General features: G+C 74.5%; 19 protein-coding genes. 11 read left to right on the forward strand and 8 right to left on the reverse strand.

The features are described 5' to 3' along the window. Positions 1–18: 18 nt before the first annotated feature. Positions 19–1299: a PrsW family intramembrane metalloprotease gene (locus ACMXGY_RS18155; RefSeq protein WP_483774359.1), complete on the forward strand. Its 1281-nt coding sequence runs from the start codon at positions 19–21 to the stop codon at positions 1297–1299. Here the strand turns inward: ACMXGY_RS18155 and ACMXGY_RS18160 are convergent. Then, complete coding sequence (locus ACMXGY_RS18160; protein ID WP_483774360.1) at positions 1263–1967, reverse strand: helix-turn-helix domain-containing protein; 705 nt, start codon at positions 1965–1967, stop codon at positions 1263–1265. The genes ACMXGY_RS18155 and ACMXGY_RS18160 overlap by 37 nt on opposite strands. A gap of 86 nt (positions 1968–2053) precedes the next feature. Between ACMXGY_RS18160 and ACMXGY_RS18165 the strand changes: the two genes are divergently transcribed. After that, positions 2054–3268: a benzoate/H(+) symporter BenE family transporter gene (locus ACMXGY_RS18165; protein ID WP_483774361.1), complete on the forward strand. Its 1215-nt coding sequence runs from the start codon at positions 2054–2056 to the stop codon at positions 3266–3268. 70 nt (positions 3269–3338) lie between these two features. Here the strand turns inward: ACMXGY_RS18165 and ACMXGY_RS18170 are convergent, their stop codons facing one another. Together ACMXGY_RS18170 and ACMXGY_RS18175 are read right to left on the reverse strand one after the other, a co-directional pair. Beyond that, positions 3339–5699: an LLM class flavin-dependent oxidoreductase gene (locus ACMXGY_RS18170; protein ID WP_483774362.1), complete on the reverse strand. Its 2361-nt coding sequence runs from the start codon at positions 5697–5699 to the stop codon at positions 3339–3341. Further along, positions 5696–6634 carry an LLM class flavin-dependent oxidoreductase gene (locus ACMXGY_RS18175; RefSeq protein ID WP_483774363.1) on the reverse strand — a complete coding sequence of 313 codons (939 nt, stop codon included), beginning with the start codon at positions 6632–6634 and terminating at the stop codon, positions 5696–5698. Before ACMXGY_RS18175 ends, ACMXGY_RS18170 begins: the two co-directional genes overlap by 4 nt. Positions 6635–6727: 93 nt before the next feature. Here ACMXGY_RS18175 and ACMXGY_RS18180 point away from each other — a divergent pair, with 93 nt between their 5' ends. Beyond that, complete coding sequence (locus tag ACMXGY_RS18180) at positions 6728–7315, forward strand: MarR family winged helix-turn-helix transcriptional regulator (protein WP_483774364.1); 588 nt, start codon at positions 6728–6730, stop codon at positions 7313–7315. Positions 7316–7354: 39 nt separating this feature from the next. Here ACMXGY_RS18180 and ACMXGY_RS18185 read toward each other — a convergent pair whose 3' ends face one another. Both ACMXGY_RS18185 and ACMXGY_RS18190 read right to left on the reverse strand, forming a co-directional pair. Beyond that, complete coding sequence (locus ACMXGY_RS18185) at positions 7355–7528, reverse strand: hypothetical protein (RefSeq protein ID WP_483774365.1); 174 nt, start codon at positions 7526–7528, stop codon at positions 7355–7357. A gap of 91 nt (positions 7529–7619) precedes the next feature. Next, entirely contained in the window at positions 7620–8009 is a 390-nt protein-coding gene (locus ACMXGY_RS18190; RefSeq protein ID WP_483774366.1) for a VOC family protein, read from the reverse strand. A gap of 127 nt (positions 8010–8136) precedes the next feature. On the opposite strand from ACMXGY_RS18190, the gene ACMXGY_RS18195 reads away from it, so the two are divergent. Next, on the forward strand, positions 8137–9108 hold the full coding sequence (locus ACMXGY_RS18195; protein ID WP_483774367.1) for a helix-turn-helix transcriptional regulator: 972 nt from the start codon (positions 8137–8139) through the stop codon (positions 9106–9108). A 72-nt stretch (positions 9109–9180) separates the two neighbouring features. Here the strand turns inward: ACMXGY_RS18195 and ACMXGY_RS18200 are convergent, their stop codons facing one another. Genes ACMXGY_RS18200 through ACMXGY_RS18210 form a run of 3 tightly spaced genes read right to left on the reverse strand, consistent with a single transcriptional unit; the run spans position 9181 to position 12751 of the window. Continuing rightward, complete coding sequence (locus tag ACMXGY_RS18200; RefSeq protein ID WP_483774368.1) at positions 9181–10587, reverse strand: MFS transporter; 1407 nt, start codon at positions 10585–10587, stop codon at positions 9181–9183. Further along, a complete protein-coding gene (locus tag ACMXGY_RS18205) occupies positions 10584–11525 on the reverse strand; it encodes a polysaccharide deacetylase family protein (RefSeq protein WP_483774369.1) in 942 nt (313 codons plus the stop codon). Before ACMXGY_RS18205 ends, ACMXGY_RS18200 begins: the two co-directional genes overlap by 4 nt. Then, positions 11522–12751, reverse strand: coding sequence for an ROK family transcriptional regulator (locus ACMXGY_RS18210; RefSeq protein ID WP_483774370.1), 1230 nt, complete (start codon positions 12749–12751; stop codon positions 11522–11524). The genes ACMXGY_RS18205 and ACMXGY_RS18210 overlap by 4 nt, the downstream gene beginning before the upstream one ends. 154 nt (positions 12752–12905) lie before the next feature. Between ACMXGY_RS18210 and ACMXGY_RS18215 the strand changes: the two genes are divergently transcribed. The 7 genes from ACMXGY_RS18215 (at position 12906) to ACMXGY_RS18245 (ending at position 21892) form a co-directional block, all read left to right on the forward strand. After that, positions 12906–13484, forward strand: a complete 579-nt coding sequence (locus tag ACMXGY_RS18215; protein WP_483774371.1) for a 1-acyl-sn-glycerol-3-phosphate acyltransferase — start codon at positions 12906–12908, stop codon at positions 13482–13484. Between the two features lie 64 nt (positions 13485–13548). Beyond that, a complete protein-coding gene (locus tag ACMXGY_RS18220; RefSeq protein ID WP_483774372.1) occupies positions 13549–15351 on the forward strand; it encodes an SLC13 family permease in 1803 nt (600 codons plus the stop codon). Between the two features lie 112 nt (positions 15352–15463). Further along, a complete protein-coding gene (locus ACMXGY_RS18225) occupies positions 15464–17152 on the forward strand; it encodes an AbgT family transporter (RefSeq protein WP_483774373.1) in 1689 nt (562 codons plus the stop codon). A 68-nt stretch (positions 17153–17220) separates the two neighbouring features. After that, on the forward strand, positions 17221–18720 hold the full coding sequence (locus ACMXGY_RS18230) for a leucyl aminopeptidase (protein ID WP_483774374.1): 1500 nt from the start codon (positions 17221–17223) through the stop codon (positions 18718–18720). Between the two features lie 283 nt (positions 18721–19003). Next, the gene (locus tag ACMXGY_RS18235) at positions 19004–19741 is read left to right on the forward strand and encodes a lytic polysaccharide monooxygenase (RefSeq protein WP_483774375.1); all 738 of its coding nucleotides are present in this window, start codon (positions 19004–19006) and stop codon (positions 19739–19741) included. A gap of 253 nt (positions 19742–19994) precedes the next feature. Continuing rightward, positions 19995–20711, forward strand: a complete 717-nt coding sequence (locus tag ACMXGY_RS18240; protein ID WP_483774376.1) for a lytic polysaccharide monooxygenase — start codon at positions 19995–19997, stop codon at positions 20709–20711. 311 nt (positions 20712–21022) lie between these two features. Further along, positions 21023–21892 carry a hypothetical protein gene (locus ACMXGY_RS18245; protein WP_483774377.1) on the forward strand — a complete coding sequence of 290 codons (870 nt, stop codon included), beginning with the start codon at positions 21023–21025 and terminating at the stop codon, positions 21890–21892. The last annotated feature ends 113 nt before the right edge of the window (positions 21893–22005 follow it).

Below are 22005 nucleotides of genomic sequence, written 5' to 3' on the forward strand. Positions count from 1 at the left end.
TGCGTAGCATCACGCCCCGTGACGACTCCGCCCGGCCCGCCCCCCGGTCCCTCGCAGTACCCGCCACCGGGAGCGCACGCGTCCACGCCCCACGACGCGTGGGCGCCGCAGGGCGCTCCTGCACCGCAGGCGCCACCGCCCGCCGCGCTCGACCCGCGCGCCGTGCTCGACGGCCGCCCCCCGGGCCGCCCGCGCGTCGGCCTGATCGTCACGATCGCCGTCGCGAGCCTGTGCCTGCTCGTGGGCCTCGTCCTCGCGGCGCTCTCCGGCGTGGGGACGTTCGGCGTCGGGCTGCTGCTCTCGCTGGTCCCCCTCGGGATCTGGCTGCCGGTGGTGCTCGCCCTCGACCGTCTCGAGCCCGAGCCGCCGAGCGCGCTCGTCGTCGCGTTCCTCTGGGGCGCCGGCATCGCGACCCTCGTCGCAGGCATCCTCAACACGCTCGGCCTCGAGCTCCTCACCGCGCCGCTCTTCGGCGAGGAGCTCGGCTGGTACCTCGTGGCGTCGTTCGGCGCCCCGGTCGTGGAGGAGCTGCTCAAGGGAGCCGTGCTGTTCGGCCTCCTGTGGTTCCGCCGCCACGAGCTGAACGGCTGGACGGACGGCGTCATCTACGCGGCGATGGTCGCGCTCGGCTTCGCGGCGGTCGAGAACGTCACGTACTTCATCCAGGCGGCCCAGACGGACACGCTCGGCCCGACGTTCGTGCTGCGCGCCCTCGTCACGCCCCTCCTGCACCCGCTGTGCACCGCCCTCACCGGGCTGGGCGTCGCGAGCGCCGCGACGAGCCCGCCCGGCCCGCGCCGGGTCTGGGCACCGATCGGCGGTCTCGCTGCGGCCATCGCGCTGCACATGCTCTGGAACGCGTCCACGGGCTTCGGCATGCTCGCGCTCGGCGTCGCGTACGTCGCCGGGCTCGGCGTGCTGGTCACGCTGGTCGTGGTGCTCGTCCAGGACCGACGCCGCACGGTCGCGACGATCGGCACGCAGGTGGCCCGCTATCTCCCCACGGGCCTCGTCACGCCCGCGGACCTCGCGATGCTCTCGACGCTCGGCGCGCGCAAGCAGGCCCGGGAGTGGGCCCGCCGCACGGGGGGCGCGGGCGCCGCGCACGCGATGCGCGACTACCAGCAGGCGGCCACCGAGCTCGCGCTGCTGCACGACCGGGTCGCCCGCGGAGCCGTCGAGCCGTGGCGCGTCGAGGGGCAGCGCCAGGCGCTGGTCCAGCTCATGGACCTGACGCGGCGGGCGTTCCTCGCGCGCGTGCCTCAGGCCGTGGGCCCGGGCGGGCTCGCGGGCGCCTGAGCGGACCCGGAAGGGGTCCGGATGACGAGCACCGCGTCGACCGACCGGCCGTCGAGCGCGCGGTAGGAGTGCTCGACGTCGGACACCCACCGCAGCTCGTCGCCCGGCCCGACCGCGGCCTCAGCGCCACCGCGCCCCGCGCGCAGACGGCCGTGGGTGACGAGCAGGTTCTCGACGACGCCCGGCCCGTGCGCGGGTGACGTGCGGTCCGCGTGGGGGTCGAGATGGAGGTGGTACACCTCGACCGCGGTGCCGTCGGGCAGGTGGTGCGCGTCGAGGAGCCGGGCGGTGACCCCCTCCGAGGCGACCTGCGACCCGGCGCGCTCCGCGAGCAGCACGGCCAGCGGGACGCCCAGCGCACCGGCGAGCGCGTAGAGCGTCGCGAGGGTCGGGTTGCGCGCGCCGTGCTCGATCTCGGACAGCGAGCCCTTGCCGATGCCGGCGAGCGCCGCGAGCGCCGACAACGACAGCCCCCGCTGCGCGCGCAGCGTGCGGATCTGCTCGGCGACGGCGGCAAGGGTCTCGGCGTCGTTGCGGCGCGGCGACCACGCGGGCGGGGCGACGGTGCTCTGCTCCACGCCGTGCCGTGCGACCTGCCCCCTGCCGCGTGCGGCGTCACGCGCGACACCCGTCGTCCGGTGCCCGGCGAGCCCTCCGCGGTCGTCCATGCTCCCGAGCGTACCGGCGTTCTGTTCGTGGAACGCGCGTGATACCGTTCCGGTCACAGAACGCTGCCGACACCGCCGGGGGAGCCATGTCCACGTCGACCTCGAGCCTCGCGCGGCCGGTCCTCGCGGGGCTCGTCACCGCGCTCGTCGGGTTCACGAGCTCGTTCGCCGTCGTCCTCGCGGGCCTGCGTGCCGTCGGGGCGTCCCCCGAGCAGGCCGCCTCCGGGCTCCTCGCGCTGTGCGTCACGCAGGGCGTCGGGATCCTGTGGCTCACGAACCGCCACCGGACACCGATCACGCTCGCCTGGTCGACGCCCGGCGCAGCCCTGCTCGTCAGCACCGGCGCGGTCGCCGGCGGCTGGCCAGCCGCCGTGGGAGCGTTCTGCGTCGTCGGCGGGCTGGTCCTGCTGACCGCACTCTGGCCGCGCCTCGGCGATCTCGTCGCCGCCATCCCGGCGTCCGTCGCGCAGGCGATGCTCGCCGGCGTCCTGCTGACGCTGTGCCTGGCGCCCGTCCGTGCGTTCGTCGACCTGCCGCTGCTCGTCGCTCCGGTCGTGCTGGTGTGGCTCGTCCTGCTCCGGCTGTCCCCGCGCTGGGCGGCGCCGGCGGCGCTCGTCGTGACGCTCGGGATCGTGGCCTACGAGGCGGTGCAGGGCGGCACGCTCGCCTGGTCCGACGCCGTCCCCCGCCTCGACCTCGCCGTCCCGACGCTGTCGTGGCAGGCCGTCGTCGGGATCGCGGTCCCGCTCTACGTCGTGACGATGGCGTCGCAGAACGTCCCGGGCGTCGCCGTCATGGCGTCGTTCGGGTACCGCGTGCCGTGGCGCGAGACCATGACGGTCACCGGCCTGGGGACGCTCGCGGGCGCCGCGGCGGGCGGCCACGCGATCAACCTCGCCGCGATCTCCGCCGCGCTGGCCGCAGGACCCGAGGCCGACCCCGACGCCCGACGCCGCTGGGTCGCCGCCCACACCGCCGGCTGGGCCTACCTCGTGCTCGCCGTCGCCTCGGCCGGCCTGGCCGCGCTCGTCGCCGCCGCGCCCGACGGCCTGGTCGAGGCCGCGGCCGGGCTCGCGCTCGTCGGGACGCTCGGGGCCGCCGTCGCGGGCGCCGTCGCCGAGCCGCGCGGGCGCGAGGCGTCCGTCGTGACGTTCCTCGTCGCGGCGAGCGGCGTCGTCGTCGCCGGCATCGCCGCCGCGTTCTGGGCGATCCTCGCGGGCCTGGCCGTCCACGCGGTGCTCGGCGTGCGCCGTCGGGCACCCGCACCAGCTCCGAGGGAGAACCCCGGCTCCACGACCTGAGCCCACACCTGGGGTTCCGCGAGGTGGAACGCTGGTCAGGACCAGGGTTCTACCTCGCGCCACCAGGGTTCTACCTCGCGCTACCGGCGTTCTCTCTCGCTGGCACGACGGCGTCGGCGAACTCGTCCACCGGGTCCGGGCCGAGCACGGAGAAGTTGTCGCGGAAGAGGTTCGTCGGGTCGACGCGGCGCTTGAGCGCGCGCAGGCGCTCGAGCGTCGCGGGCGGGAAGGCGTCCGCCACGCGCTCGGGACGCCGGTCCGTGTCGAAGCTCAGGTAGAGGCCCGAGAACACGTCCGCGAGCGCGTCCCAGCGCGCGTCGAGACGCGCGCGGCTCGCGCCCATCGCACTGACGACGAACTGCGCGGAGCGGTGCGCGTAGGCCGTCGCGTCGGCCGGGACGTCCGACGCCGCGCCTCCCGTCGAGCGGATCTGGAAGAAGTAGGTGTCGCCGCTCGCGACGAGCCCGGCGAGCCGCGCCGCCGCCTCGGGCGAGACGTGCTCCAGCAGGCCCGCACGCGCGACGGGCTCGCCCTCGCCCCCGTGGGCGCCGGGCGGCGGCGCGGACACGACGGCGTCGTACGGCACGATCTGCGCGGTCGCCTGCGCGAGCAGCGGCGCGATCGCGGCGAACGGCTGCAGGCGTGCGAGCACCGTGTCGGGGTCGTCGGAGTCGACCATGGTCATGGTCTGCGCGACGACCGGCTGCCCCGGCCGGGGACGTCCCATGAGGAGGAAGCTCGTCGTGTCGCGCGGCGACGCCTCGACGACCGCCCCCCAGCGCTCGAGGAAGCCCGCGGTGTCCGAGGCGTCGTGCACGAGCTGCGCGAAGCCGACGGCCGCCACCTCGTCCGCGACGAGCTCGAACGACGTGACGACCCCGAGGTTCGCCCCGGCACCGCGCACGCCCCAGAACAGCTCGGGGTTCTCGTCCGCGCTCGCGCGGACCACCGAGCCGTCCGCGAGGACCATCTCGACCGCACGCACGTGGTCGATCGTCAGGCCGTGCGCGCGGCCGAGGAAGCCGACGCCGCCCGTGGTCGCCAGGCCCCCGACGCCCACGCCGCCGAAGTCCCCCGAGGTGATCGCCCATCCTCGCGGGGCGAGCGCCGCCGCGACGTCGCCCCAGCGCGCGGCGGGCCCGAGCCGGACGAGGCGCGCGGCGTCGTCGAGCACCTCGATCGTGTCGAGCGCGCCGAGGTCGACGACGATGCCGCCGTCGTTCGTCGAGCGCCCGCTGATCCCGTGCCCGCCCGAGCGGACGGACAGCGGCACGCGCTGCGTGACGGGCTGCCGCCGCGCGAACGCGAGAGCCTCGGCGACCTGCGCCGTGTCGCGCGGGCGCAGCACGAGCCCCGGGGAGCCGCCGCGCAGGTAGGTCGAGCGCACGGCCGCGAACGCGGCGTCGCCCGGTTCCACCGCGCGGTCGGCGAGCGAGTCCGGGATCTCGTCGTAGGCGATGCCGTCCCGACGGCGCGCGCGCACCGCGAGCGGGACGGGCCTCGACGTGTCGGTCCCGCGGGACGCGCGCTCGGCCGCGACGGCCTCGCGCAGCGCGGGCGCCACCTCCTCGGCGAACCGCCGGGTGGTGCGCTCGTCGTCGGTCGCGAGGATCAGCGTCGAGACGCCCTCGTCGAGGACGAGCGGGACCAGCCCGTCGACCCACTCGGCCGGTCCGCCCCGCAGGTCGGGCGTCCCGCCCAGGCCCGACGCGCCGTCGGTCCCGTCGAACGAACCGGACACGTTGAGCAGGCGCGTGACCTCGCGCGGGTCGCGCCCGACGGCGGTCGCGGCCTCGTCGATGCGGGCGTTGCCCGCGCGCAGCCCGTCCCGGCCGACGCGGCCCAGCGACGGGAGCCAGCCGTCCGCCTTCTCACCGACGAGGCGCAGCATGCGCGGGCCGAGGGCGCCGAGCCACACCGGGATGCGGCGCGTGGTGCCGGGGCCCGGTGCGGCGCCGTCGAGCCGGTGGTGTCGGCCGGGGACGAACAGCCCGCCCGGGCCGTCCTCGCCCCAGATCGCGCGGACCACGTCGATCGCCTCGGAGAGCGCGTCGACCGACTCGCCCGGGGTGAGGCGGCGGGCACCCATCGACTCCATCGCGTCCCAGAACGCACCCGCCCCGAGCGCGAGGTCGAGGCGGCCGTCGGAGAGCAGGTCGAGGCTCGCGGCGGCGCGTGCCAGGACGGCGGGGGGTCGCATCGGGACGTTGACGACGTCCGGCGCGACGTGGATGCGCTCGGTCGCGGACGCGACGTAGGAGAGCAGCGTCCACGTGTCGAGGAACCGCGGCTGGTACGGATGGTCCTGGAACGTCACGAGGTCGTAGCCCAGGTCCTCCGCGAGGCGGGCGAGCCCGACCGTCGTCTCCGGGTCCTGCGCGGACGGCGTGACGAAGGTGCCGAACCGGAGCGGGTGGCCGTAGTCGGTCATGCGCGCACCTCGCTGCCTGCCGTGGCGCCGTCGCCCGCCACGGAGCGCTCGGCCGCGACGAGCTCGCGCGCCGCGGGGGCTACCTCCTGGCCGACGACCGCGAGCATCGCGGGGTCGTCGGCCGCGACGACGTACGTGGAGACCCCGTGCTCGAGCGTCAGCGCCGCGACCTGCTCGGCCCACTGCTGTGGCGGCCCCTGCAGGAACGCCCCGCCACGCTCGGCCGTGAAGCGCCCGCCGACGTTGAGCAGACGACGCACCGCGGACGGCTCCCGCCCCGCGGCACGAGCGGCGTCGTCGATCGCCGCGTTGCCCCGCGCGAGCGCCTCGAAGCTCTGCAGGTAGGCCAGCGAGGGGAGCCAGCCGTCCGCCTTCGCGCCGACGAGCCGCAGCATGCGCGGCTTGAGCGCGCCGACCCAGATCTCGACGTCGTGCGCGGGCGCGGGGCCGCGCTTGGCGCCGTCGACGTGGTGCTGCGCGCCGCCCGCGACGAGCCGGTCGCGCGTCGAGACGTCCCACAGCCCGCGGATCACGTCGATCGCCTCGTCGAGCGCGTCCACGCTCTCCCCCGGCGTGAGACGGTCGCCGCCCATCGCGACGATCGGGTCCCAGAACCCGCCCGCACCCAGCCCGAGCTCCACACGGCCGCCCGACAGCCGGTCGAGGCTCGCCACAGAACGCGCGAGGACCGCCGGCGGGCGTAGCGGCAGGTTGAGCACGTTGCCCGCGAGGCGGATGCGCCGCGTACGCGCCGCGGCCCAGGACAGCAAGGTCCAGGTGTCGAGGAATCCCGGCTGGTACGGGTGGTCCTGGAACGTCACCACGTCGAGCCCCACCTCCTCGGACGCCACCGCCAGGTCGACGACGTCCCGGGGGGATGCCGCCGCCGGGGTGATGAACGACCCGAAGCGCAGGTCGTGGCCGTAGTCGGGCATGGTTCCTCACGATCTCGGAGATGTGCTGCTGAACAGAACATATCCAGAACAGAAAGGTGGTGCAACCGCATTCCCGGGACTATCGTGGGTGCCATGAGCACGACGACCACTCCCTCGGCCGCAGCGCTCTCCGCGGACGCGTCGTCGGCAGCGCCGACGGACAGCCCCGCGGCGGGGCTGCACGCCGCCGACGACCGGCATGCCGACCTCGGCTGGCACCTCGGCGTGCTGCTGCGCGCCTACCACGCGACCGTCGGCGAGGCGCTCGCGGGTGTTCCGCACGGCCCGCGGGGCTACCAGGTGCTCGTCAGCGTCGCGGAGGGCGACCAGCCCACGCAGCTCGCGCTCGCCGAGCGGCACGGCATCGACCGCACCGTCATGACCTACCTCGTCGACGATCTCGTCGCGGCGGGCCTCGTCGAGCGCCAGCAGAACCCCGCCGACCGCCGAGCCCGCCGCGTCGTCGCGACGCCCGAGGGCCGTCGTCGGCTCGCCGCGTGGGCGCGCGACGTGCACGACGCCGAGGAGCAGCTCCTCGAGTCCCTCTCGCCTGAGGACCGCCGCGCGTTCCGCTCTCTCGCGCGCCGCGTCGCGTGCGACCTGCGCGACGTCGACGCCGACGCCGACCCGTGCACCGTCGCCGAGCACGCGCTCGGAGCCGCATCGTCATCCCCGGGGTAGGACCCCCGGGGGCGCGGCGCCCCGGTACCAGGGGCTCGCTCAGTCGCGCGTCGCGAGCGCGGCGACCGCGTCCGCCAGGCTCTCGACCGATGCCACGAGACCTAGGAGGACGGCGGTGGTGGAGGTGTCGATCGCGGTCGACCGACGCGCGTCGTCCTCGGCCTGCCGAGCGAGGTCGCGGGCGCGGGTGACCAGGTCGTGCACGTCGTCCATGCCGTCACGCTAGCCGGGGACGGCCACCCAGCGCACGCGCCACCGGCACCGACCTCGCGCGACGGACCTCCGACCCGGCGCGATCCCCGCGCTACGAGGTCGCGAGCATCGCGAGGTAGTGCGGGTTCTGCATGATCCCCAGGACGTTCCCGAACGGGTCGACGACCGACGCCGTCACGAAACCCTCCCCGTTGCCGCGCTCGGTGACGCCCTCGTACTCGGTCGCGCCGAGCTCGAGCAGCCGCGCGAAGGCCGCGCGGACGTCGTCGACGTGCCAGTTGACCACCGCGCCGCCGGGCTGCGCCGGCTGCGGGTGCGGCGAGTAGCTGCGCGCGATGATGCCCAGCTCGTCCTCGCGGTCGCCGACGCGGAACTCGACGTACCCGCCCGGGATCACGTAGTACGGCTCGGTCCCGAGCACCTGGGTGTACCAGTCCTTCGCGGCGTCCAGGTCGTCGGCCCACAGGTTCAGCGTCGCCATCCCTCGCAGCATGGTGCTCTCCTCACGTTGTCGGTACCTCGGCGGTACGGCCTCTCCGTCCCGCTGCACACGACGTTACGGCCCATCGCGGAACGTGCAGTTCCTCGATCTACGCCAGACTGGACGGGTGCTCGACACCTCCGTCCGCCTCCTGCGCCTCCTGGCGCTCCTGCCGACCCGCGCCGACTGGCCTGGGCCGGAGCTCGCGCGCCGCCTCGGTGTGACGACCCGCACCGTGCGCAACGACGTCGAGCGCCTGCGCCTGCTCGGGTACGAGGTGCGTTCGACGCCCGGCGTCGCCGGCGGCTACCGGCTCGGTGCAGGTTCCGCGCTGCCGCCGCTCCTGCTCGACGACGAGGAGGCGACCTCCGTCGCGCTCGCCCTGCAGGCCGCGGCAGGCGGGACGGTCGCGGGCGCGGAGGAGGCCGCGCTCCGGGCGGCGACGAAGCTGGACACGGTCCTGCCGACGCACGTCCGGCGGCGGGTCGACGCGCTGCGCACCGCCGTCGTGAGCGTCGCGCCCGGTGGCCCTGCCGTGGACCCGCAGGTGCTCGGGGAGATCGCCGCGGCCGTGCGCGACCGCACGGGACTGCGGCTCGAGTACACGGCGTCGGACGGTGCGGTGAGCCTGCGGGCGGTCGAGCCGCACCGCCTCGTCCACACGGGCCGGCGCTGGTACCTCCTGGCCTACGACACGGGGCGCGACGACTGGCGCACGTTCCGCGTCGACCGGCTGCGTCTGCGCACGCCGGGCGGCCCCCGATTCGCGCCGCGGGACGTCCCGGGCGGCGACGCCGTCGCGCACGTGCTGCGCGGCGCCGGCTCGACCGCGTGGTCCCATCCGGCACGTATCCGCCTGCACGCGCCCGCGGCGGCCATGGCGGAGCGGCTCACCCCCGCCGCGGGCGTGCTGTCCGACGACGGTCCGGACGCCTGCGTGCTCGAGACCGGCGGGTCATCGATGGCGCACCTCGCCGGGTTCCTGCTGAGCCTCGACGTCGAGATCGAGGTTCTCGACCCGCCCGAGCTGCGCGCCGTCCTCGCCCGGGCGGGCGAGCGCGCCGCCCGGGCCGCACGACCGCCGTCGGGCACGAGCTAGACCGAGGCTCGCCCTCGACCGACCGGCGTTCTACCTCGACCAACCACGGTTCTACCTCGGCCGACCGGGGTTCTACCTCGGCAGGGGGTCTGCTGCGGTGGGAGACGCGTCCGCCTCGCCCAGCAGGTGCACGGTGTCCTCGTCGTCGCGACCGCGCAGCGGGTAGAGCCAGAAGCACACGAACGCGAGGGCGGCGAGCACGACGGGCACGCCCCCGAGGAGGAGCCGCACGCCCGTCGCGACGCTCTCGGGCTGGGCTGCGGAGTCCCCCGCGCCCTCGACGTACCCGCTCGCGCCGAGCACCCCCGCGACGAGCACCGCCTGCACGATGACGGACCCGCGGACGACGAACCCGTTCGCGCCGAAGTACATGCCCTCGCGGCGCAGGCCCGTGCGGCGCTCGTCGTCGTCGATGACCTGCGCGAGCGCGACCTCGAGCACCTGCATCAGCCCGGCGACCCCGACGCCCACCGCGAGGCCCGCGAGCGCCGCGCCGAGCACCGTGGAGGGGACCAGGTACAGGCACGTCGAGAGGCCGTAAACCGCGACGACGGAGAGCATCGCCGAGCGCGGCCCCACCCGGCGCACGACCCAGGACCACCCGAAGATCGCGGGGATCGCCGCGACGAAGATCGGCGCGAGCAGGAACGTCGCGTCGGCCTCGGCCCCGCCCACCACGTACCGGACGTAGAACGGGATCGCGGCGAGCACGATCGCCGTCGTGCTCTGCAGCAGGAGCGAGCCGAGGACGTAGGTGACGAACGCGCGGTTGGCGAACGTGTAGCGGAGCTGGTCGTGCAGGCCGACCGCGGCCTCGCGCTCGCGGACGACGGCCTCGTCCACCGGCCGCTCGACCATGCCCACCATCGACCAGACGAAGAACCCGAGGCTCACGACGGCGAGCAGCAGCGCCATCCACGTCCACCCCGGACCGCCGTACAGCAGCGGCGCGCCGGCGGTGCCGAGGATCATGCCGACGAGGCCGAAGATCTGCCGCGGCGCGTTGCCGCGGGCTCGCTCCGCCGTCGTGCGGAAGATCTCGGGGAACAGCGCGGAGACGTTGAGCACGACGACGACGTACGCGACGTCGTACACCGCGACGACGACGAGGAACCACACGACGAGCCCCGTCGCGCTCAGCGCGGGCGGCATCCACACGAGCGCGAACGCGACGACGAGGGGGACGATGCCCAGCCCGATCCACGGCACGCGCCGCCCCCAGCGCGTGCGCCGGCGGTCGGACGCCGCGCCCACGAGCGGGTTGAGGACCGCGTTGAGGATGCCGTGCGCGATCATGGCGCCCGCGACCCAGCCGGCCGGGACGCCGAGGTGGTCGACGTAGAAGTAGACGACGAACGCGGAGAAGGTCTGCAGCAGGAGGTTCGCGGGGAACGCCGAGGCGCCGTACGCGATCGTCTGGGCGCGCGTCGGCGCCCCGACGAGGCGCCGGTCGCGCACGCGGTCGAGCAGGCGGCTCACCGCTCGCCCCGCTGCACGGCGCGCAGGTCGCGCCAGCCGACGCGCACGAGCCCCTGCTCCGCGATCACGGCCGACACGTCGGGGTCGGCGAGCAGCCGGCGCTCGAAGCCCCGCTTCGCGACCGAGTGGTCGGCGACGTCGCCGAGCTCGTCGTCGTCGAGCATGGGGTGCAGGTAGATCTCGGTGACCCCCGGCCGCACGCGCCGCAGGAGGTCGAGGAAGCCCGCCTTGACGTCCGCGTAGTCCTCCTCGCCCGGCGTGCCCTCCCCCGCGAGCTCGAACGGGTGCGTCCACAGCCGGTCGACCACGACGACGCCCAGGGCGTCCGCCGCGGCCGTCGCCTCGTCGAGGACCGGCTGGAGGTCACCCGGAGGCAGGACCATGCCGTCCGTCGTGCGCGGGAGACGGAACGGCAGCCCGTGGCGCGCCGCGAGCTCGAAGACCTGCGGCAGGAAGGTGCGTCCCGTCTCGAGCCCGTAGACCGAGCCCATGTGGTTGTCGAGGTGCGACACGTCGACGCCGGCGGCGAGCGCCGCCTCGAGCTGCGCCGCGAGCTCGGCCGCGACGTCCTCGTCGCGCGCCTGCCGCTCGACGGTGGCGACGTCGCGCGGGAAGTACCCGGCGTCGTCGACCAGGGACGTGCCGGTCCCCGTGAGGGGGCGCCAGCGGTACCGGGTCCACTCGCTCGTGAGGACGAGGTGCACGCCCACGTCCACGGGGTGCGCGGTCGCGAACGCGAGCGCGTCGGGCGCCCATGCGCACGGGACCATGACGGTCGCGGAGTCGATCCGGCCCGCGAGCAGCAGCTCGCCGATCGCTCGGTTCGCCGCGCGGCACATGCCGAGGTCGTCGGCGTTGAGGATGATCGCGCGCGCGTCCGGCGCGAGTCCGAGGCGCGTCGTGAGGTCGGACGGCGCCGCGGGCACCTCCGCGGTCACGACGCCTCCTGGTCGCGGGCGTCGGACGTCTCGTCGTCGGTCGACGCTCCCTCGACCGGCCCGCCGGGCCGGTCTGCCGCCGCACGGAAGACCTCGTCGCGCAGCGCGTCGCTCGCCGCGCGCGCGGCACCCACGACGACGGCGTCGCACGTGAGCTCCGACGCGACGACCCGCAGCGGCAGCACGGCGATCTTGTCGGCGAGGAACCGCTTCACGCGGTCCGCGAGCGGAGCACGTGCCGCCTGGTTGGTGAGCACGACGAGCTCGGGCTCGACCACGAGGGCGACCGACGCCGCCACGACGGCGATGCGCTCCGCGATCTCGTCGAGCGCGTCCCCCGAGGCGCCGTCGCCGTTCTCCGCGCGGTCGACGATGTCCTTGACGGTCACGTCCTCCGCCAGGCCGTTGTCCTTCGCGACGACGGCGAGCGAGGACGCCCCGAGCGTCTCGGCGCCGAGGGGACGCCCGGGGTGGGGCAGGAACGACACCTCTCCCGCGCCCCCGGCCGCGCCCCGGTGCAGGCGCCCGTCGAGCACGAGCCCCGCACCGAACCCGGAACCGAGGCCCAGGACGACGAACGAGCGCACGCCGGCGGCGACGCCGTCGCGCTGCTCGGCGAGCGCGGCCAGGTTGAGGTCGTTCTCCAGCGTGACCGGGCAGCCGAGAGCGTCCACGAGCGCGTCGTGCAGCTCCGTCCCGCCCTTCTCGTAGCCGGGGACGCGGCGGATCGTCGCGTGGTCCGCGCCGACGATCGCGGGGACCGCCGCGACGGCGCGGGTGACCTCGACCGTGGCACCCCCGCCGAGCCGGGCCTCGACGTCCGCCGCGCACGCCCGCGCGAGCTCCGTCGCGACCCGCGCGCGCGCCGTCGCCGTCGCCGGGACGTCGCGACGCTCGGCGCGTGCGCGGACCGCCCCCGTCACGTCGACGAGCGCGACGCGCACGCGATCACGCGCGACGTCGATCCCCAGCCCGAACGCGTGGTCGGGGTCGACCCGGTAGAGCGTCGCCGCCGGACCACGCCGGTCGTGGTCCAGGCCCGCCTCGACGACGACGCCGGTGTCGACGAGCGCGCGCAGCGTCTGGCCGACCGTGGTCTTCGACAGCCCCGTCGAGGCGACGACGTCGGGGCGCGCGACCGGAGACCCGGTACCGAGGACGTCGAGGACGGCGCGCGCGTTGAGCGAGCGGAGGAGGGCGGGGGTACCGGGAAGGAAGGCGTCCATCTGGTCTCCGTCGAGCAGTCGGTGTTCCCGTCGCGGTCAGGTAGGTCGCGGGTAGGGCGGGAAGTTCCCTACGTCGGTCGGAGACTAGCCAAGCGCGCCGTCGGTTGTCGACGGCAACCGGGTGGATCCCGGGCACACCCGGTACCGTGACGACGTGATCCGCCGAACCCTCGCCCGCCTCTACTGGGCGACCAGCCGGTGGACCCTGCGCTCCGAGCCCTACGACACGGCGCGCCCGACGCTCCTCGTGGGCGCCCCGCACACGTCCAACTGGGACTTCGTCCTCATGCTCGCGATCGCGTGGAGCACGGGGATCCACGTGCGCTGGCTCGGCAAGCACACGCTCTTCGCGGGCCCCGCCGGGCCGCTCATGCGCGCGCTCGGCGGCATCCCCGTCGACCGGCGCGACCCGAGCCGGGTCGTCGCCGACGTCGTCGCGCGTCTGGCCGCGGGCGAGGTCTTCTCGCTCGTCGTGACGCCCGAGGGCACCCGCGGCGCGGGCACCTACTGGAAGTCCGGCTTCTACCGCATCGCCCGCGACGCGGGCCTCCCCGTGACGCTCGGGTACGTCGACCGCACGACGATGACGACCGGCCTCGGGCCGACCGTCGAGCTCACCGGGGACGTGCGCGCCGACATGGACGTCGTGCGCGCGTTCTACGCCGACAAGTCCGGGCTGCGCCCGGCGCTGCGCACCGAGCCCCGGCTGCGCGAGGAGGACGCGGCGGCCTGAGCCGCGGGAGCGTCGCGGGCACCTCCGGGAGACGCGGCGGGCCCCGCCCGTTAGCGTGCCCCTCATGTCCGACGCCGCGCTGAGCCTCGTCGTCCTCGCGGGGGCCGTCGCCCTGTTCGTGTGGAACCGGCTGCCCGTCGGAGCGGTCGCGATCCTCACCGCGCTGGCGCTGTACGCGACCGGCGTCGTCGACTCCGCGACGGCCCTCGGCGGCTTCGGCGACCCCGTCGTCATCTTCATCGCGACGCTGTTCGTGCTCAGCGAAGGACTCGAGTCCTCGGGCGTCACCGCGTGGGCGGGCCAGGTGCTGCTCGAGCGCGTGGGGGCGGCGCGCGCGGGCCTGCTCGTCGCCGTCATGCTGCTCGCCGCCCTGCTGGCCGCGCTCGTCACGCCCAACGGCGCGGCCGCGGCGCTCATCCCCGTCGTCGTCCTCGCGGCACGGCGCGCGGGCCTCGCGACGTCGCAGATGGCGATGCCGCTCGCGTTCGCCGCGAGCGGCGGCGCGCTGCTCGCGCTGAGCGGCAGCACCGTCAACGTCATCGTGTCCGACGCGCTGCGCGACGCCACGGGCGACGGTTTCGGCTTCTTCGAGTTCGCGGTCGTCGGGATCCCGCTCGTCGCCGTGACGGTGCTCGTCGCAGTCCTGGGCGGACGGCGCCTGCTGCCCGTGCGCACGCCCGAGTCCCTGCCCGGGGACTTCTCCGAGCACGTCGGCACGCTCGTCGAGCACTACCGCCTCGACAACGGGTTCTTCCGGCTGCGCGCCGAGCCGTCGTCGCGCACCGTGGGTCGCGACCCCGCGACGCTCCACCTGCCCGAGGACGTGCACGTCATCGGCGTGCAGGACGCGAGCGGCAGCCCCGCGCGCCCCGGCGAGCCGGTGCGCCCGGGCGACGTCCTCGTCGTCACCGGGCCGAGCGAGGGGATCGCGCGGTTCGTCGACGACGACGGGCTCGCCGTCGTGCGCACACCCCTGACGCGTGCGACGCGCGCCGCGCTGCTCGGCCGAGAGGTCGGGGTGGCCGAGATCGTCGTGCCGCCCCGGTCGTCCGTGATCGGGCAGACGTTCTTCCCCGGCCTCGTGCGGTCCGGTGTGACGGTGCTGGCGATCCGCCGCCTCGGGCGGGACGAGTGGCCGCGCCCGGTGACCCTCGCGGAGGGCGACACGCTGCTCGTGCACGGCACGTGGCCCGCCGTCGAGGCGCTGTCGCACGACGACGACGTGCTCGTCGTCGACAGCCCCGAGCTCGTGCGGCGGCAGACCGTGGCGCTCGGCCCGACGGCGTGGCGCGCCCTCGCGGTCCTCGCCGCGACGGTCGCGCTGCTCGCGTCCGGCGCCGTCTCCCCCGCGATCGCCGGGCTGCTCGGCGCGACCGCGATGGTGCTCACCGGCGTCGTCTCGGTGCCGCAGGCGTACCGCGCGGTCTCCTGGCAGACGGTCGTCCTCGTCGGCGGCCTGATCCCCCTCTCGGTCGCGATCCAGACGAGCGGGGCGGCCGACCTGGTCGCGGACGTCATCGTCGGGCTCGTCGGGGACTCGAGCCCGCACGTCCTGCTCGTCGCGCTGTTCGTCCTCACCGCGGTGCTGGGGCAGATCGTCAGCAACACCGCGACCGTCCTCATCGTCACCCCGATCGCGGTCTCCTCGGCGGCGGAGGCGGGCGTCTCGCTCGCGCCGGTGCTCATGCTCGTCGCCGTCGCCGGCGCGGCGTCGTTCCTCACGCCCATCGCGACCCCGGCCAACATGATCGTCATGGGGCCGGCCGGGTACCGGTTCGGGGACTACTGGAAGCTCGGGCTCGTGACCATGCTCGCGTGGCTCGCCGTCGCGGTGCTGCTCATCCCCGTCGTCTGGCCGGTCGGCTGACCGCACCGGCGGCGGCGCTCCCCGCGCGGAACCCGGTGCGCCTGGCTACGCTCCCGACCAGCGACGTGCCGCGGCACGGCGTCCGAAGCCTTCATGCAACGGGGAGCAGCGGATGAGCGAGACGGCGGTCGTGAAGAGGTCCGGGCTGCAGCGCGTCCTGGACGGCATCGAGAGGGCCGGGAACAAGGTCCCCCACCCCGTCATCATCTTCCTCGTCCTCATCGCGCTCATCATCGTGCTCTCGCACGTCTTCTACCTCGCCGGCTCGTCCGTGACCTTCGAGCAGGCCGCGGTCTCCGAGCAGGTGGAGCCGAGCGGCGAGGAGCTGATCGGCGACGAGGAGTACCAGAGCCCCGACCCGGAGGTCGAGCAGGTCACCGTCGAGGCCCAGAGCCTGCTCACGGCCGACGGGATCCGATTCATCTTCACGTCGCCCGTGGCGAACTTCAACGGGTTCGGCGTGGTCGGGCTCATCATGGTCGCGATGATCGGCGTGGGACTCGCCGAGGAGGTCGGCCTCATCGGCGCCTTCATCAAGCGGCTCGTCAAGGTCACGCCGCGCCGGTTCGTCACGTTCAGCATCGTCCTGCTCGGTGTCCTGTCCTCGATCGCGACCGACGCCGGGTACCTCGTCCTCATCCCCCTCGCCGCCGCGGTCTTCCACTCCCTCGGTCGCCACCCGTTGGCCGGGCTCGCCGCCGCCTTCGCGGGCGTGGGCGGCGGGTTCGGCGTGAACCTCCTCATCACGCCCGTGGACGGGATGCTCGCCGAGATCACCAACGAGGCGATCGCCGACCCCGCCCAGCACGTGTCGATCACCGGCAACCTCTACTTCTCCATCGTCTCGACGCTCGTGGTGGCGGTCGTCGCGACGATCCTCACGGAGAAGTTCGTCGAGCCGCGGCTCGGCGTCTACCGCGAGGACGAGGAGCTGCCCGACGGCGTCCCCGCCGAGGCCGCGGGCGTCCCCGTGGGCGCGGAGCCGGTGGCGAGCACCGACCCGGGTGCCGACGGCGGAGCCGCGTCCGGCGAGCTCACGGCCGCCGAGCGGCGCGGCCTGCGGTTCGCGTTCTGGGGCCTGCTCGGCGTCACCGCGTTCGTGCTGCTCCTGACGCTCCCGTCGTGGGGCCCGCTGCGGAACCCGGAGACCGGGAGCCTCGTCGAGGACTCGCCGCTCATGGGCAGCATCATCTTCCTCATCCTGCTCTACTTCTTCGTGATGGGGCTGTGCTACGGCAAGGGCGCGGGGACGATCAACGGGTCCATGGACGTCATCAACCCGATGACCAAGACCGTCGCGGGGCTCGCCGGCCTGTTCTTCCTGCTGCTGGTCATCAGCCAGTTCATCGCCTACTTCACGTACTCCCAGCTCGGCACCATCGCCGCGGTCAACATGGCCGACGCGCTCGAGAACGCCGGCCTGCCCACCGTCTGGCTCATCGTCGGGCTGATCCTCGTCACGGCCGTCATCGACATCTTCATCGGCGGCGTCGTGCCCAAGTGGGCGATCTTCGCGCCGATCTTCGTCCCGCTGTTCGTCCAGCTCGGGATATCCCCGGACGTCGCCGTGGCGGCGTACCGCGTCGGCGACTCGCCGATCAACATCGTCACGCCGCTCATGCCGTACTTCGCGCTCATCGTCATCTTCGCCGAGCGGTACCGCAAGAAGGTCGGCGTCGGATCGATCATCTCGCTCATGCTGCCGTACACCGTCGTGCTCCTCGTGGTGTGGACCGCGCTGCTCGTCGTCTGGTACCTGCTCGGCATCCCGCTCGGTCCGGGGAGCACGATCTACCTGTGAGCCTCCACGCCCGCCGCCGGTGACCGCCACATGACCACCTCTGACCCGCCACCCGGAAGGACCCCGCCATGCGCACGACACCGTTCGACCCCGTCCCGTCCGCGACCTCCGTGCCCGCCGTGGTGGTGCGCGTCGTCGCGACCGGCACCGAGGAGCCGACCGTGCTCGGCGTCCCGGTGGCGGCGTCCGGGGACGTGCCGGCCGCCGTCGGGCTCACGCGCGAGACGCTCGCCGCCTGGGGGTTCGCGGGCAAGCCCGGCCAGACGCTCGCCCTGCCGCGCGACGACGGGGCCACGCTCCTCGTCGGCGTGGGCGACGAGCCCGCCGCGTCCGACCTGCGCGACGCCGCGGCGGCCTTCGCGCGTGCCGCCGCGCGTGAGCCCGTCCTCGCCACGACCCTCGCGGACGCCGGCTCGCTCGACGCCGCCGAGGCCGCCCAGGCCGTCGTCGAGGGCGTCCTGCTGGGCCGCTACCGCTACGACGAGCTGCGCTCCCCCGCTCCCGACGCGTCCCCCGCCGTGCAGGAGGTCGTGCTGCTCGTCGCCCCCGACCGGGTCGAGGACGCCGCGCACGGTGCGGCGCGGGGACACGTCCTCGCGCGTGCCGCCGCGGTCTCGCGCGACCTCGCGAATGCGCCGGGCGGCTACCTCAACGCCCCGGACCTCGCCGACGTCGCCGTCCGGCTCGGCGCGGACGCCGGACTCGACGTGCGCGTCTACGACCGCGCCGAGCTCGAGGAGATGGGCTGCGGTGGTCTGCTCGGGGTCAACGCCGGGTCGGTCGTCGAGCCGCGCATGATCCGGATCTCCTACACGCCGACGACCGGCGCGGAGGGGACGCGCCACCTCGGCCTCGTCGGCAAGGGCATCACGTACGACTCGGGCGGCATCAGCCTCAAGCCTTCCAACGCGATGCACGCCGCCATGAAGATGGACATGACCGGCGCGGGCGCGATCCTCGCCACCATGACCGTGCTGCGCGAGCTCGAGGTGCCCGCCCGCGTCACCGCGTACCTCGCGTGCACGGACAACATGCCGTCCGGCTCCGCGACGAAGCTCGGCGACGTCCTCACGACCCGCACCGGGAAGACGATCGAGGTCGTCAACACCGACGCCGAGGGCCGCCTCGTCATGGCGGACGCCATCGCGCTCGCGAACGAGGACGGCGTCGACGCGATCGTCGACATCGCGACCCTCACCGGGGCGGCGCTCATGGCCCTCGGCCCGCTCACCGCGGGGCTTCTCGGGAACGACGACGACCTGCAGGCCCAGGTCGAGGCCGCGGCGCGCGCGACCGACGAGCGCGTCTGGCGCATGCCGCTCGACGACCGCTACCGCCCCTGGCTCGACTCCGAGATCGCCGACATCAAGAATCTCGGGGGCGAGTCCGCGGGCACGATCATCGCGGCACTGTTCCTCGCCGAGTGGGTCGGCGACACCCCGTGGGCCCACCTCGACATCGCCGGGCCGATGCGGTCCGACAAGGACGACGCCTGGCGCACCCGGGGCGCGACCGGGTTCGGGGCGCGGCTCCTCGCGGAGGTCGCGGCCGCGTACGGCGCGCGCTGAGGAGCCGCGTCGGCCCGGGAAGGGGCTCTTCACGACTACGTGTTCCCCACACGATTTCACCCGGGACCCGGCGTGCGCCGGCTCGTACCGGGGTCAGGTGTCGCCCGATCCGCCCCGTCCTGACGGTGGGACGACCCCACGTACGGGACATCCCCTACGTGGGCCGGACGCGTCGCCACGCGTTGATCCGGACGGCTCCGCTGCCTACCGTCGGCCAGGTCACCGCCGACTGTACGGACTCCGTACGAATGTCGGCCCTCCCGACACAGAGAGCGAGTCCCCCATGAGACGACTCCGCGCGGCGCTCGTCGCCGTCGCCGTCGCCACCGCGGCGCTGGTCGCCCCGATCGCGATCGCCCCCAGCGCCTCGGCGCACGGCTGGATCACGTCCCCGCCGAGCCGCCAGGACCACTGCGCGAAGGGCACCACCTCCTTCGACTGCGGCTCGATCGAGTACGAGCCGCAGAGCGTCGAGGCCCCCAAGGGCTCGATGCAGTGCTCCGGCGGCAGCGGCTACGCGATCCTCGACGACGCGAGCAAGCCCTGGCCCCGCACGACGACCGGGCGCGACGTCACGTTCCAGTGGAACCTCACCGCCAACCACGCCACGAGCGTCTGGGAGTACTTCGTCGACGGCAAGCTCTTCGCGTCGTTCGACGGCGGCGGCGTCCAGCCGCCGAAGGACATCTCGCACACGCTCAAGGGCCTGCCCGAGGGCAACCACACCATCCTGGCGCGCTGGAACGTGTCCAACACGGTCAACGCGTTCTACAACTGCGTCGACCTGACGGTCACCGCGAACGGCACCGACCCGGGCGAGCCGGACCCCGACCCCACCGACCCGCCCGTCGACCCGGAGCCCGGCGAGTGCACCGACGCCGCGTGGTCGGCGACCGCCGTCTACACCGGCGGCGCCAAGGTCTCGCACGACGGCAACGTCTACGAGGCCAAGTGGTGGACCCAGAACAACACCCCCGGGGCCGAGGCGTGGGGCCCGTGGAAGCTCGTCGGCGCCTGCTGACGCCGTGACGCGTCCCGACGCCGGGTGGCACGGTCCGCGGACCGCGGCACCCGGCGTCGGGCCATGCACGGCGCGTTCCGCCCCCGCAGGGGCAGGGCGGAGCGCGCGGCTACGCGGATCCCCGTACGGGCTTCACCCAATTGTCCGCACTCCTCACGGTTCGTAGCGTCGAAGGGTCCGATCCGAGCGCCGGCCCGCAGCGAAGCGGGCCTGCGAGGACCCACGCACCACCGGATGGAGAGCGAGACACCTCATGCGAAGACTCAGAGCGGTACTTCTCGCGGCCGTCGTCGGCGCGGTCGCGATCATCGCACCCGTCGCGATCGCCCCGAGCGCGACCGCGCACGGCTGGATCACGTCCCCGCCGAGCCGTCAGGACCATTGCGCGAACGGCACCACGTCGTTCGACTGCGGTCCCATCAAGTACGAGCCGCAGAGCGTCGAGGCCGCCAAGGGCTCGATGCAGTGCTCCGGCGGCAGCGGCTTCAGCATCCTCGACGACGCGAGCAAGCCGTGGCCCCGCACCCAGGTGGGGTCGTCGGTGACGTTCCAGTGGAAGCTCACCGCGGCGCACAACACGAGCACGTGGGAGTACTTCGTCGACGGCGTGCTGTTCAAGACGTTCAGCCAGGGCGGCGCCCAGCCACCGAGCAACATCTCCCACACCCTGACCGGCCTGCCCCAGGGGAACCACACGATCCTCGCGCGCTGGAACGTGTCGAACACGCCCATGGCGTTCTACAACTGCGTCGACCTCACGATCGGCACCGGCGGTGGCGGGCCGACCGACCCGCCGGACCCGGAGCCGGGCGACTGCACGGCAGCGGCCTGGTCCGCGAGCGGCGTCTACCTGGGCGGCGCGCGCGTGTCGCACGAGGGCAAGAGCTACGAGGCGAAGTGGTGGACGACGGGCGAGAACCCCGCCCAGAGCGGTCAGTGGGGCGTCTGGAAGGACCTCGGTCCCTGCTGACGGCCTCGCGAGCGCCCGACTGATGCACCGTCGGTCGAGTGATGCACGCAGGAGTGCGTCACTCGACCGAAGGTGCATCACTCGATCCGACGGGGGCCGGCTCTCGGGTGCGGACGGGCGCACAAGGGCGGACGTCGTCCACAGACAGACGTCGGCGCCGCCCGTCCACAGCGTCGCCGACCGTCGCCCCGCGGGACGTCAGGTCGCTGGCACGCTGCCCCGATGGCCGCCACCACTCCACGACCGACCGCAGGCCCGCGGGCACGGCTCGTCCTCGCCGGCGACGTCCCCGGGAGGTCGTCCGCGACGTCGTGCGGCGCGGGACGGGCGTCAAGGTGCGCCGCGGCGCCTACTACCTCGACGCGGCGGTCCCCGGACCCGCGGAGCACGACGCCCGCCGTCGGCTCGAGATCGTCCGCCTCGAAGCGGTCTCGCGCCAGCTGCCCGGAGAGCACGTCTTCTCCCACACCAGCGCGGCGCTGCTCTGGGGCCTGCCGCTGTGGAGCGCACCGACGGCCGTCGTGCACGTGGTGCAGCAGCACGTCCCGGGCGAGCGGCGGGCGCGCGACGTCGTGCGGCACCGGGCCGCCCTCGACCCGTCCGAGGTCGTGACGATCGGCGGTCTGCCGGTCACGTCGCGCGACCGCACCGTGCTCGACTGCGTGCGGACGCTCGGTGCGCGGGACGGTCTCGTGCTCGCCGACGCAGCCCTGCGCGCGGGAGCCGGTCTCGACACGCTCCGCGAGCGCCTCGCCCGCACGACGGGGCGCGGGCTCGTCCGCGCTCGCGCGGTGCTCGACGCTGCCGATCCGGGTGCCGAGTCGCCCGGCGAGTCGGTGGTGCGGTTCGAGCTCCTGCGACACGGGCTCCCCACCCCTCGGACGCAGCTTCCGGTGCGCACGCGCCTGGGACGGTTCCGCGCCGACATGGGCTGGGACGAGTGGCGCCTGCTCGTCGAGTTCGACGGGCTGGTCAAGTACCGCGAGCTGGCGGGCGGCGAGCCGGCCCGCGTGCTCTACGAGGAGAAGCGCCGCCAGGAGGCCATCGAGGAGGAGGGCTGGCGGGTGCTCCGGGTGACGACTCCGGACGTGCGCGACGGTGCGGCGCTCACCGCGCGGGTCCGTCGCCAGGTACCGCGGGGCGCGGAGGTCCCGCTGCACCGGCGCCCCGGGCTGTGGTGATCGGCCACGAGCGCCCGACTGATGCACCTTCGCTCGAGTGATGCACGCAGGAGTGCGTCACTCGACCGAAGGTGCATCACTCGAGAGCGCTCCCGCGGCTTCGTCGGGAGATC

Source organism: Cellulosimicrobium sp. G4 BAM 1002, from assembly GCF_057126935.1.